This window comes from Chroococcidiopsis thermalis PCC 7203, assembly GCF_000317125.1.
In the GTDB taxonomy this organism is placed as follows: domain Bacteria; phylum Cyanobacteriota; class Cyanobacteriia; order Cyanobacteriales; family Chroococcidiopsidaceae; genus Chroococcidiopsis; species Chroococcidiopsis thermalis.
In genome coordinates, this window is record NC_019695.1 from 1,052,180 (window position 1) to 1,064,929 (window position 12,750).

9 protein-coding genes and 1 tRNA gene are annotated in these 12,750 nt (G+C 45.9%); 7 read left to right on the top strand and 3 right to left on the bottom strand.

Annotated elements, in window-relative coordinates; all coding sequences use genetic code 11:
* The first annotated feature begins 97 nt into the window (after positions 1 to 97).
* The gene (locus CHRO_RS04635; RefSeq protein ID WP_015153022.1) at positions 98 to 763 is read left to right on the top strand and encodes an SDR family oxidoreductase; all 666 of its coding nucleotides are present in this window, start codon (positions 98 to 100) and stop codon (positions 761 to 763) included.
* A gap of 38 nt (positions 764 to 801) precedes the next feature.
* Here the strand turns inward: CHRO_RS04635 and CHRO_RS04640 are convergent, their stop codons facing one another.
* Complete coding sequence (locus CHRO_RS04640) at positions 802 to 2,052, bottom strand: Zn-dependent hydrolase (protein WP_015153023.1); 1,251 nt, start codon at positions 2,050 to 2,052, stop codon at positions 802 to 804.
* 471 nt (positions 2,053 to 2,523) lie between these two features.
* Positions 2,524 to 3,252 carry a hypothetical protein gene (locus CHRO_RS04645; protein WP_041462355.1) on the bottom strand — a complete coding sequence of 243 codons (729 nt, stop codon included), beginning with the start codon at positions 3,250 to 3,252 and terminating at the stop codon, positions 2,524 to 2,526.
* A gap of 361 nt (positions 3,253 to 3,613) precedes the next feature.
* On the opposite strand from CHRO_RS04645, the gene CHRO_RS04650 reads away from it, so the two are divergent.
* The 5 genes from CHRO_RS04650 (at position 3,614) to CHRO_RS04670 (ending at position 11,612) form a co-directional block, all read left to right on the top strand.
* The gene (locus CHRO_RS04650) at positions 3,614 to 4,729 is read left to right on the top strand and encodes an IS701 family transposase (protein WP_015152474.1); all 1,116 of its coding nucleotides are present in this window, start codon (positions 3,614 to 3,616) and stop codon (positions 4,727 to 4,729) included.
* A gap of 262 nt (positions 4,730 to 4,991) precedes the next feature.
* A complete protein-coding gene (locus CHRO_RS35020) occupies positions 4,992 to 5,786 on the top strand; it encodes a calcium-binding protein (protein ID WP_483772844.1) in 795 nt (264 codons plus the stop codon).
* 512 nt (positions 5,787 to 6,298) lie between these two features.
* Positions 6,299 to 7,030, top strand: coding sequence for a peptidylprolyl isomerase (locus tag CHRO_RS04660; protein WP_015153024.1), 732 nt, complete (start codon positions 6,299 to 6,301; stop codon positions 7,028 to 7,030).
* Positions 7,031 to 7,136: 106 nt separating this feature from the next.
* On the top strand, positions 7,137 to 10,070 hold the full coding sequence (locus CHRO_RS04665) for a peptidase domain-containing ABC transporter (RefSeq protein WP_015153025.1): 2,934 nt from the start codon (positions 7,137 to 7,139) through the stop codon (positions 10,068 to 10,070).
* A gap of 72 nt (positions 10,071 to 10,142) precedes the next feature.
* Positions 10,143 to 11,612: a beta-barrel domain-containing protein gene (locus tag CHRO_RS04670; RefSeq protein ID WP_015153026.1), complete on the top strand. Its 1,470-nt coding sequence runs from the start codon at positions 10,143 to 10,145 to the stop codon at positions 11,610 to 11,612.
* A gap of 28 nt (positions 11,613 to 11,640) precedes the next feature.
* Here CHRO_RS04670 and CHRO_RS04675 read toward each other — a convergent pair.
* A tRNA-Ala gene (locus CHRO_RS04675) sits at positions 11,641 to 11,713 on the bottom strand.
* A 128-nt stretch (positions 11,714 to 11,841) separates the two neighbouring features.
* On the opposite strand from CHRO_RS04675, the gene trhO reads away from it, so the two are divergent.
* Positions 11,842 to 12,750 carry an oxygen-dependent tRNA uridine(34) hydroxylase TrhO gene (trhO, locus tag CHRO_RS04680; protein WP_015153027.1) on the top strand — a complete coding sequence of 303 codons (909 nt, stop codon included), beginning with the start codon at positions 11,842 to 11,844 and terminating at the stop codon, positions 12,748 to 12,750.

Genomic DNA, 12,750 nt, shown 5'->3' on the forward strand with positions numbered 1-12,750 from the left:
TCAAAAGGGGGGAATAAAGCCCCCTTTTGAAGGGGGTTGGGGGATCGAGGACTATGCATCCCAACCGAGAAGAATTGCTTCTAATGAGGAGTAAAACATGGCAACATATCTAGTCACGGGGGCAAATCGCGGGATTGGTTACGAATATTGCCGTCAACTCAAAGCACGAGGGGAGAACGTCATCGCGGTCTGTCGTGCGGTTTCGGATGAGTTAAAAGAACTAGGCGTACACATTGAATCTAAGATTGATATTACCTCAGATGCATCCGTCACCGAACTACGCGATCGCCTGCAACAAATGCCGATTGACGTGTTAATTAACAATGCGGCGATCGTCGAGCGCGTCACGCTGGAAAATCTTGACTTTGATAGTATCCGAAAACAATTTGAAGTCAATGCGATCGGTGCTTTACGAGTGACGCATACATTCCTACCCCATCTCAAAGCAGGTTCCAAAGTCGTGATGATGACTAGTCGCATGGGATCGATCGCCGATAATACTTCTGGCGGTTCCTACGGCTACCGGATGTCCAAGGTTGCATTATCGATGGCGGGTAAGTCTCTAGCGCACGATCTCAAACCGTTGGGAATTGCCGTTGCTATTCTCCATCCAGGGTTAGTCCAAACCCGCATGACTAACTTTAGTGCATCTGGCATTACTTCTGAAGAATCGGTGCAAGGATTGTTAGCCCGAATTGATGAATTGTCATTAGATAATACGGGGACTTTTTGGCACAGCAATGGCGAAGTGCTGCCTTGGTAAACTCGCTCATGATGCCACCAATGACAAATGACCAATGACTAATCACAACGATAATGCCGATCCAACTCTAAAAACGTATGCAATAAAACATTCGTTCCTTCAGCACACTGTTCTGGCGAAGTAAATTCCGTTTCAGCATGACTGACACCCGCTTTACTCGGCACAAAAATCATCCCCATATCGGTGAAAGTGGCGAGTTCTTGAGCGTCATGGCTGGCGCGACTGGGTAGATGGGTGTAACTCAGCCTTAAATCTTCGCACGCTTGCGCGATCGCCTGCTGGATCTGCGGTTTTGCTAAGGCTGGCTCGTTCCGCAAACGAGGTTGTAAATCGATATAAGTCTGAGTTTCAACGGCGATCGTTTCAATCTCTGCTTGCAGTTGTGCCATTAAATTATCGAGATGCTGGCTGGATAAATCCCGAATATCTAAGCTCATCTTCACTAACCCTGGAATGACATTCGCAGCATTAGGTAAAACTTCCATCCAGCCTACTGTGGCTACCTGTTGTCCGCCTGGGGTATGCGCAATTTTATTCACTGCCAGTACAACTCTTGAGGCAGCTACCAAGGCATCTTGTCGCATCTGCATTGGTGTAGAACCCGCGTGGCTGGAGCTACCTTTAACGGTAATAATGTAACGTCTTTGCCCGACAATTCCTTCCACAACACCGATCTGCTTGCCAAGGCATTCTAAAACGGGTCCTTGCTCGACGTGCAACTCGACAAAAGCTGCGATGTCTGCGGCGGTGCGACGTGCTTCTGTAAGTCGCCTCCAATCGCCGCCAACCCGCGTCAAACAAGTTTGAATGTCTATGCCATCAACACGGGGATATGTCGCCGGATCGAGAATGACTCTACCGGACATTGCTTTACTGCCAATCATCGTCCCCTCTTCATCGGTGAAGACAATGACTTCTAGAGAGCGATTCAGTTGAATTTGCTGTTCTTGCAAAACTCTTACCACTTCCAAGCCTGCCAAGACTCCAAACGCACCATCATAGCGTCCGCCATTCGGTACGGTATCGATGTGGGAACCCGTTGCTAAGGCTGCTGCGTCGGGATATTTGCCGGGGTATTTACCGATGATATTGCCAGCCGGATCGATGTTGACGCTCATCCCTGCGGCTTGCATCCATTGTTGCACCCGATCGCGAGCTTGCATATCCGTAGCGCTGTAAGCAATCCGCCGCACTCCTCCACCAGGCAAAGCGCCAATTTGCGCTAACTGTTCGATGCTCTGGATGAGGCGATCGCGGTTTATCGACAGTTGGGATAAAGTATCTACCATTGGCAATATCTCAGACTAGAGTATTTATTCCCAGACATTTATGTATACAGTATACTCTACTTTTAAACTGAGATTGTTAATTCAGGTACAAAATTGAGGAAATTCCAATATCGCTCTCCGTTTTTTCTCCTAATCCTTTCAAAATTTAAATGAGATTGCTATAGTATTGATTGTTTACCAAACAATCGAACAAAATTTAGATTAAAAATCCTTTCCAACGTTAATTGAATTTCGTGAGGGTTGTGCTTAATTGCATTCTCGATCGGGTTACTAAACACTCGCCAAAGCTGGTTGATATCAGCGTTCACAATAGGCAGATCGTCCGTGATGCAATCGATCGGTTGAATGCGTTTTTTGGTTAAATTGTGGTTTAAATTAATGAGGACTGAATCTACTAACGGCTTTAGTTGAGTCGGTTCGCAATGGAGAATAACACCTTGTGTTTCAGCAGTGTGAGCTTCGAGAAGAGAATTAATTAAGGCGAGCTGGCGATCGCTTCAAGCGTTCGTATAGGTACACTGACAGAATACTAATCGAGCAAGCACAGGCGAGTTGGATAATAAGTTCTCTTGAGTAAAGATTGCGGATTTTTGCATACTCAAGGGTAGCCAGACCAGTTATGGGATAAAAAATCGCATAATAGGCGATCGCTACCGCTTGATAGATAACATGTAACCGCCAATGCACTGGAACCAGCACTGCAAAAATGAGAAATAACAGGGATGGTGGTGTTTCAGGAAGACTGACGAAAGTGAAAATAATATGTGTAAGACTGCTCAAGGAACAGGCAAAAAGCAGAAATAGCGCTTCGGGATACCGTCGTCCCCAGGTTGTTTTTTGCCCGATCGCACAAGCCAATAAAATGACAACAGCGCTGAGGTAGTAAACAATGGATGCAACTCTCCATCGCTCCGAGATCGATGCATCTCCATAGGTACTGAAGGCAACTGCTCTCAATCTCTCAAACTCAAACAAAACAGAGTAAAGACCTTCAGCCGATACGAGCGACTGCCAAAACAACGCTAACCATAGTCCAAGGCGCAATCGCTTTTGTAAAAATTGATGCCGCCAAGTCAAGTAGTCCGCTGAGTCTGGGCGTGATTTAAGGCGGGTCAACCAGTATTGAGCGTGTCGGCTGAGCCAGTGCCAAATTAATTGAATAAATTGCAACCATTGACCTGACTTGAGCGATCGCCCCATAAATAAATTTTAGAGATATTCAACTCCATGATGCTATATCACAATCTTCAGATTTGGAATTGACCGATCGGTTAGATCGGGCATCGATGCAAAGGCTGTCGTCCAAAGACCCTGACCGATTGGATGAATTTAAGATTAACCGATTGGTTTTACCAATTTGACTGGACGACCGATTTGCAAGCAGTTACTCCATTCGTAGGATAAACACCAACACAAATAGCCCTAGAACGAATAGTCCAAAATACGAAACAGGATGTGACTGCAATGGAACTTAGATCTTGCACCAGTACAGATACTCTAGTTGCGAAAGAGTAGGTTTCAATGAGAGAAAAGGGCGTGAAACCAATTGAATGCAAGAACGATGGAAACCCTTCTTGCCCACGCCCAAGGGCTAGTCTACACCCTACTTGATTTGATGCCGAGCCACTATCAACGAGATAGCCTACAAGCCTTGCTGGGATTATTTTTACAAGCTCAAGGACATCCTCTGCCCCAACAATGCAAAACTAAATCAGCCAGTGCCTTAAGTCGGTTTCTCAACGTCTACCCCTGGTCAACTCGTCGGCTGATTCGTAGTACCCGCTCCTTTGTCCTGCAGCAAATTCTGTCACAGCCACGAATTGGACGTAGACCCATCTTACAAGTCATCATCGACTTAACCACCCTAGAAAAACGCGGCAAGTTCAAGCTGTTGGATGGATTAGTGCGAGTCTTCCATAGCAAACGTGGGCTACACCTAGTCGTGATGTATCTAGTAGTGGGTCAATGGCGCGTGCCGTGGAATTTTCGAGTTTACCGAGGGAAAAATCATTCCTCACCAGCACAGTTGGGGCTACGACTTGTACAAAGCTTACCTTCATTGCTGAGTCAACACTTTCAGCTCATGATTTTAGTAGATACAGCCTTTGGTAGTGCCGAATTTTTACATGGTATACGTAAATTAAAATATCACGCCATTGCCGGAGTACGCTGTGACCGCAAGCTACAAGATGGGCGCAATGTTAAGCAACTATGCAGGCGGGGACAACAAGTGCGACTGGTAAAATTAAAGTTTCCAGTTTCACTGTCTTGGTACTATCTCAAGCGTGACGACGGTAGGCTGGAAAAGCGCTTTGTCCTCTCTACCAAACCACTTAAAGCTAGTACTATCAATTACTGGGGCAAAAAGCGTTGGCAGATTGAGGGATGGTTCAAAACTGCTAAACATCGGTTTGGATTAGACCAATTTGGTCAGGGCACATTGCTAGGTGTCTACCGTTGGCTGGTATTGTCACTTTTAGCTTATTTGTTAGCACATTGGGCTTATTTGTCTACTGCATCTACCGACTCACCTGATTGGGGTAAGGCGGCTCAACTGGCACTTGAAGCATTACTGCCTCAACTAGTGGTGTTGCTCCTGCTGCTGGAGAGCAAACGCCTCACACCCCTAGCACGCTCCCTTGGTTTTGACATTCAAATCACTTGCTGCAAGATCTGAGGGAAACAAATACAAATCAAGCGCCTTTATTCCCAAAGCCGACTGGCGATTATGCCGTAGGAACAACTTCTCTTTACTTTAAAGATTCGGAGCGAGAAGAACCTTTCACAGAAGACCCCAACGACTTACTAATGACTATCTCACTGCTTTTTTCGATCGCTATCTAAAAAATCGAGAAAGTCCTCTGTTTGCTGATAGTTCCTTTCCGCTTCCAGAAGCCTATCCAGAAGTTATCGCCCAATCTTATCAGGGAGAAAATCTCCTGTCTGACAAAGATGGTGATGATGAGATCTGTGGTGGGCGAGAAAATGACTCCCTCTATGGAGGTGGAGGTAACGATGTCTTAAAAGGAGGCGATGGCAGCGATGCCTTACACGGAGGTGGAGGGGATAATTCTCTATACGGTGACAGTGGGAATGATTATTTATTTGGTCAGGATGGCAGCGATGCTTTACACGGAGGTAATGAGAACGATCTTCTGCATGGGGATGGGGGCAACGATGTATTAGAAGGGGACAACGGCGACGATACCCTAGTTGGTGCTGATGGCAACGATACGATGAGCGGCGGCAAAGGCAACGATACTCTCAGTGGTGGTGCGGGTAACGATCGCTTAAAAGACACTCAAGGCAACAACATTCTCTACGGCGACGCTGGCGATGATGAGTTGCGTGCAGGTCATGGAGATGACAAACTTGATGGCGATTCGGGTAACGATATCTTGATTGCTGGAGCAGGTGACGATCGCTTGAATGGGGGTACGGGCGACGATGTACTCCAAGGTGGTTCCGGGGTCGATCGCTTCTATTTGAGTAGCGATCGCGATATCATCCAAGACTTTCAGGATGGTCGAGATTTATTGGGGCTACTGACAACGATCGATGGTCCTCCTCTCAGTTTCAGCGACCTTGATATTGTTCAAGTTGGGCAGAATCTTGAAATTCGCTGGAAGCTTGAAGGGTTGAACGATGTAGGAAGTCAGACGCACGTAATTATTCTCGAAGGGATTCAAGCTAGTCAAATTACAGTTGATGATTTTGTGCAAATAACACCCTAACCCTCTCGTAAATCTCAAGCAAAGCGCACAAGCGGAGTAACTTCAGCTTACTCCACTTGTTTTAGCCTAGCGCGATCGCACTCGCTATGAGATTCCCTCGATCCCTGCTCCCTGCTCTGTGCAAATAAACTTTTATCAAGAAATCCGAAATTCTTGTAACTTTAGTTGTTTTGTCATTTAATTTTCCATAGTTGGAGTATAACGTCATAAGAAAAATCAAAGATTGCCAAAGAAAAGCTAATTCCGCTAAAGGTGACATGGATAAGATGAGATGGGAGTAAATTTAGTATGCAGCTAATGTGGGGAACTTTTACCTATACAGCGCTAATCAAAAGTTAGTAGGGAAGCCAATTGAGTAAAGAATAAAGACTTTTTACCTTTTACCGCGAGATCGGCTAAATCAAGATTAGTATTAGTATTCGCAAGGACAATTATGAGCAACCCTAGTCGAACACAAATTATGTTATGCATTTTTCAGCTAGGGCTGTAAATTTATATATCTGTATATTGGTATGGCACAAGAGTTTCAATTAAACAGCATCATTCCCACTCAAGAAATTCCGTCTCTATTGAGTCGCTATCAATTGCTACCGCAGTTGATGCGGGGAATTGCGATCGATCGCGCGATCGCTCCTTATTTTTGTACCGAAGCCGAACGCCAACAAGCAATCGAGCAGTTTGAGAGACATTATCACATAAACGATTCAGAGTCAAGAGCAGCTTGGTTAAAAAGAGCTGGCATGAGTGAAGCACAGATGGCAGAAGTCGCCGTGCGATCGCTCCTGATTGAGAAGTTCAAACAAGATACTTGGGGTGCAAAGGTCGAGTCTTATTTTATGAGTCGCAAAGCAGCCTTCGACCAAGTTATTTTTTCCTTGCTGCGGACAACAGACGGTTTGCTGGCACAAGAAATTTACTTTCGCATCCTCGAAGGGGAACAAACCTTTGCTGAAATGGCACAACAATACTCCAAAGGATCGGAGGCAAACACAGCCGGAGTCATCGGACCCGTGCCATTAAGCCAACTCAATCCGACTCTTGCCAAAATTCTTTCCATCGGTCAACCAGGGCAGCTTTGGCGACCGACTCGGATCGAAAACTGGTTTACAATTGTCCGACTGGAAAAGTTGCTACCAGCTCAATTAGACGCAAATATGCGGCAGCGTTTGCTCAACGAAATGTTTGAAACCTGGTTGAACGAACAAATTCAGCAGCTCGAACCATTGCAATTTTCTTGGTCTTAGCGTTTGCCCGTAGCCAAATCAGACCCCGCACAGTATCAAGCCGATCGATCTGCAAATTCTGATTTTGGAATATTTTGACTTTTAACTTTTGAATTTTGAATTCGTCATGACAGCTACTATTTCTAGCTCTCAATTTCAGGCATTTCTCGCTCAAACAAATTTATTCCATCCGCTGCCAGCAACGACTTTACAGGAATTAGCAACGAAATGTCACTTGTGGCGCTATCGGATCGGGCAACCGCTACTCGTGCGGGAAAAAATGCCGACGCAGGTGTTAGTTATCTACCAAGGGACTGCTAGATTAATCGGCTACGATCGCCGCCAGCAAAGCCCCGTAAGTTTGGGTTTAGTCGAACCGAAAACCGTCTTGGGGTGGGCGGGTTTAATTCGCAACATTCCCTGTGAAACCGCGATCGCCTCTACGGAAGTCATTTGTATTGCGATTCCCGCCGCCGACTTTTTAGCAAGTCTTTCAGCCGAACCGACTTTTGCCCAACACGTCAAAGCGCAATTTTCTCCTGCGGAATTGTGCGAACTCTTGAGTTTAGAACTCCAACGTCGCGCCGACAGTGCCACGAAACTGAAAGACTTGGTATTTCAACTAAGTCCGTCCGTCGAGGTACTGAATTTAGCCCCAGGGCAAGCAGATGGGACGCGATTGCGTGGCGATCGCACTTGGCTGATTAGTAGTGGAGCGGAGGCGATTGTCGGCAACCGTTTCGAGCTGAACGGTTCAGCCCCCACAATTACAGAGCCAGGCGTGCGGCTGCTGGGCGTGAAATTACCCCAGGAAATCGAACGAACTATGCCCGTCGTACTTGCTCCTACCGATCTAGAAGTTCCCTACGCCCCAGAACAACCCCCAGTAGCCCCAGCAACCAACACCAAATCCGTTAAATATCCCTTCGTGCGCGGACAGGGAGAAATTAGCGCGGCGATGGCTTGCTTCCAAATGTTGTGTCAATATTTGGGCGTATCGTGGCGACGGGACACGGTGCGGCGGGTATTGGAAAATCAACAGAAATCTCTCGGAACAATTTCTTTGCAAAGCTGCGGCGCGATCGCCGAGATGTTGGGCATGAGCGCCCAATTAATTCAAGTCCCCAGCAAAGCGATCGCGCGGATCAAAACTCCTGCTTTAATTCGCTATCACGATAGCTTGGCAATTCTCTACGCCTGCGACGACAAAGAACTGACGCTTGCCGTTCCCGAAATCGGGATTCACCGTCAAACCCCTGCCGATTTTGCCCGTGCTTGGGGCGAGGGAGGGCAAGTATTGCTGTTACAAGCGCGTCCGGGGGAAAAGACGGAAAGATTTAGCTTGCGCTGGTTTTTACCGGCGATCGCCCACCATCGCGGCGTATTGATCGAAGTTTTGATCGCGTCATTTTTCGTGCAGCTATTTGGTTTAGCCAATCCCCTCGTTACGCAAGTCATCATCGACCAAGTTTTGGTCAACGGTGCTTTGGATACATTAAACGTCCTGGGAATTTTGTTGCTTGGGGTAGCGCTATTTGAAGCCTTGCTCACGGGAGTCAGAACTTATTTATTTGTCGATACCACCAACCGCATCGACATCGCTTTGGGTTCGGAAGTGATCGATCGCCTGCTACGTCTACCTTTAAGTTATTTCGATCGCCGTCGTGTCGGGGAATTAGCCTCAAGGATCAACGAGTTAGAAAATATCCGCCAATTCCTCACGGGGACTGCTCTGACAGTTGTATTAGATGCCGTGTTCTCGGTGATCTACATCGCTGTGATGCTCTTTTACAGTTGGATACTGACACTTGTAGCCCTGGCAACAGTTCCAGTCTTTGCCCTGTTGACAATTTTCGTCGCGCCCATCGTCCGCAAACAACTACGGGTGAAAGCAGAACGCTACGCCGATACTCAGTCTTATTTAGTAGAAGTTGTTTCGGGAATTCAAACAGTCAAAGCGCAAAACATCGAACTTAAATCGCGCTGGCACTGGTACGAACGCTACGCCCGTTACATCAGCGCTGGGTTTAATACCGTGGTGACTTCCACTACGGCAAGTTCGGTGAGCGGATTTTTCAATAAGTTTTCTGGGCTATTACTGTTGTGGGTTGGGGCATATTTGGTGATTTCCCAACAATTAACCCTGGGACAATTGATTGCCTTTCGGATCATTTCTAGCTACACCACCAGTCCCTTATTGCGGTTGATTCAACTGTGGCAAAACTTCCAAGAAACTGCTTTATCGATCGAGCGTTTGGGTGATATTCTCGACGCACACCCAGAAGTAGACGAGGCAAACCGGGCGCAACTGCCAATGCCTGAAATTGAAGGGGCAGTCAAATTTGATGGCGTGTCTTTTCGCTTTGGCAACAGCGGTGTGTTTCAACTGACTAATGTAAATCTAGAATTTCCTGCGGGTACGTTTGTCGGGATTGTCGGGCAGAGTGGTTCGGGTAAGAGTACCCTAACGAAGTTGTTACCGCGTCTGTACGAACCGACGACAGGGACGATTCAAATTGACAATTACGATATCAGCAAAGTTGAGTTGTATTCCCTGCGACGACAAATCGGCATGGTGTTACAGGACACATTGTTATTTAACGGCACGGTGCAAGAAAATATTGCTCTAACGAATCCAGAAGCGAGTTCAGAGCAAATTATTGCCGCTGCGAAAATTGCCGTCGCCCACGACTTTATTATGTCTTTACCCAACGGTTACAACACCAACGTTGGGGAACGGGGTTCGGCACTGTCGGGGGGACAGAGACAAAGGATTGCGATCGCCCGTACGGTACTACAAAATCCCAAATTGCTGATTTTGGACGAAGCCACCAGCGCCCTCGATTACGATTCGGAACGGCAGGTTTGTCAGAATTTGGCAGAAGCATTTCACTCGCGCACCGTATTTTTCATTACCCACCGTCTCGCCACAGTCAAAAATGCCGATGCGATCTTGGTGATGGATAAAGGCGTGGTGGTAGAACAAGGCACTCACCAACAATTAATGGCTTTGAGAGGACGTTATTTCTGTCTCTACCAACAACAGGAATCGCAACTGTAAAATTCGGAATTCGGAATTCGGAATTCGGAATTACTAAACCTCTTGCCCTTACCCCTCACCCCTCACCCTTTTATGAATACCGAACCGCTAGCTAAATCTGAGGAACAATTTTTAAATTCATCAGTAGTACTTAACCGTCCTGCTTTGTGGTCGCATTTGTTTATTTGGCTGATTGTTGGCGCGACAACTTCGGCGATCGCCTGGGCAACATTTGCTAAACTCGATCAAACTGTAGTCGCAACGGGTAAATTAGAGCCGTTAGGGGCAGTTAAAGAAATTCAAGCTCCCACGGGGGGAGTGGTACGAGAAATTCACGTTCAAGACGGTCAGAGCGTGAAAAAAGATCAGCTTTTAGTCACTTTAGACCCGACTTCACCTCAAGCTGACTTAGATTCTCTCACAAAAGTTCGCTCTAGTTTAGTACAAGAAAATCAGTTTTACGACCAGGCAATTAATAGTAGTAAACCTGTAATTTCTGGAAGTGCCGATCTGGTTTCTCTACTGAAGTTACGCGCCGATTTGATGTCGGAAAATCGCTATTTTCAAAATGTTTTAAAGGGTGGTAATATTGCTTCTGGAGAAACGACGGATTTTGCAAATAATCAAAGTCAATTATTGACAGCCAGTCAAAATGAAATTCAATCGAGAGTTGAGGCAGCGCGGAAGCAAGTTCAAGAATTAGAAAAACAGCGATCGCAGACTGCCAAAGAGCTAGCAACGGCAAAGCAAATTCTTAAGGTCAACAACCAAATTTTAAAGCGAATTACTCCCTTGGCAACTGGAGAAGGGGCAATTTCTCAAATTCAATACGAACGCCAGCAACAGGAAGTTATTACCAAACAAGGAGAGGTCGATCGCCTAACAGCCGAACAACAAAAGCTAGCAATTTCTATCGATCGAGCTAAGGAAGAATTACAAAATACAATTGCCACCTCAGCGAAAGAAGTTCATAGTAAAATTGCCGAAAATCATAAAAAAATAGCGGAGATTGATAGTCAATTAAGCCAAAAGCGATTGGAAAATAAGACAAAATTAGCAGAAATTGACGCGCAAATTAGTAAAGCCGTACAATCTGTCAAATATCAGCAGCTTAAATCTCCAGTGAATGGAACTGTATTTGACTTGCAGCCTCGTGCGGCGGGTTTTGTGATTGGCGATACAAAACCAATTTTAAAAATCGTTCCCAACGATAATTTAGTTGCTTCGGTATATCTGACAAATCGAGATATCGGCTTCGTGCGCGAGGGAATGAAAGTGGAAGTGCGAGTCGATTCCTTTCCCTCAACAGAATTCGGTACACTCAAAGGAAAAATTACTTGGGTTGGTTCCGATGCTTTAGCACCAACTCAAGAGCGGCAATACTACGCTTTTCCTGCCAGAATTCAATTAGAATCGCAAAATTTATCGGTGAATGGCAGACCAATTTCCTTACAATCTGGGATGGGAGTCAATGCTGGGATTATTATTCGCAAGCGATCGGTTATGAGTATTTTGACCGATTTATTTGACAAGCAAGTCAGAAGTGTAGAGTCGATTCGGTAGTTGGGATTAAATAATTAATAACTAAATATGGAGGTTAGCGGACTCGAACCGCTGACATCCTGCTTGCAAAGCAGGCGCTCTACCAACTGAGCTAAACCCCCGAGAGTCATGAGCTTGCTGCCGTTTTTTCGACAACTTTGTTATTATAGCTACTCTAAAACAATATGGTCAAGAGCTAAACGAGCAAAATTACCAAAAATATTTCAGAAATTTCTACTCATTCAAAGCCATGACTCAGGTTATCGCCACATTTTATAAGTTTGTCAGCTTACCAGACTGCGCCGAAATACGCGAACCGTTACTGTCTTACTGCCTGTCTCAAGGGGTGAAAGGGACAATTCTACTCGCAGAGGAGGGAATTAATGGCACAATTGCAGCTGCTTCCCGAAGTTTAATTGATTCCCTATTTGCTTTTCTCGGCTCCGATCCGCGTCTGGCAGACTTAGAGTACAAGTTATCACGTGCTGAAGCACCCCCATTCGAGCGGATGAAGGTGAAGTTGAAGCGGGAAATCGTCACCATTGGAATACCGGAAGCAGATCCGAGTCAGCAAGTCGGTACTTATGTCAACCCTCAAGACTGGAACGCAATTATTAGCGATCCTGAAGTCGTTGTGATTGACACCCGCAATGATTATGAAGTAAAAATTGGAAGTTTCCAAAGAGCGCAAAATCCACAAACTCAGTCTTTTCGCCAATTTCCTGAATACGTGCGTCAACATCTCAATCCCGACCAACATAAAAAGGTAGCAATGTTTTGTACGGGAGGAATTCGCTGTGAAAAAGCTTCGTCGTTTATGCTGTCTCAAGGATTTCAGGAAGTCTATCATCTTAAAGGTGGAATTTTAAAATATCTAGAGGAAGTTCCATCTGAAGAAAGTTTGTGGCAAGGAGAGTGTTTTGTATTTGACGAACGGGTAGCTGTACAACAAGGTTTAGTACCAGGTAATTATGAAATGTGTCGTAGTTGCGGACACCCACTTTCGGAATTAGATAAACAATCTGAAAAGTACGAAGAGGGAATTTCTTGTCCTGATTGCTTTGATACTCTTACCGAGGAGAAGAGAAGCCGCCAGCAAGAAAAGTTGAAACAGGGAGTCGGGAGTCGGGAGTTGCGGAAGCAGGGACAAGAGAGATAA

What these genes read in the sequence shown, in the direction of transcription:
- CHRO_RS04670 (WP_015153026.1), top strand. Translation starts at nt 10,143, where the DNA reads ATGAATACCGAACCGCTAGCTAAATCTGAGGAACAATTTTTAAATTCA.
- CHRO_RS04650 (WP_015152474.1), top strand. Translation starts at nt 3,614, where the DNA reads ATGGAAACCCTTCTTGCCCACGCCCAAGGGCTAGTCTACACCCTACTT.
- CHRO_RS04665 (WP_015153025.1), top strand. Translation starts at nt 7,137, where the DNA reads ATGACAGCTACTATTTCTAGCTCTCAATTTCAGGCATTTCTCGCTCAA.
- CHRO_RS04635 (WP_015153022.1), top strand. Translation starts at nt 98, where the DNA reads ATGGCAACATATCTAGTCACGGGGGCAAATCGCGGGATTGGTTACGAA.
- CHRO_RS04645 (WP_041462355.1), bottom strand. Translation starts at nt 3,252, where the DNA reads ATGGGGCGATCGCTCAAGTCAGGTCAATGGTTGCAATTTATTCAATTA.
- trhO (WP_015153027.1), top strand. Translation starts at nt 11,842, where the DNA reads ATGACTCAGGTTATCGCCACATTTTATAAGTTTGTCAGCTTACCAGAC.
- CHRO_RS04660 (WP_015153024.1), top strand. Translation starts at nt 6,299, where the DNA reads ATGGCACAAGAGTTTCAATTAAACAGCATCATTCCCACTCAAGAAATT.
- CHRO_RS04640 (WP_015153023.1), bottom strand. Translation starts at nt 2,052, where the DNA reads ATGGTAGATACTTTATCCCAACTGTCGATAAACCGCGATCGCCTCATC.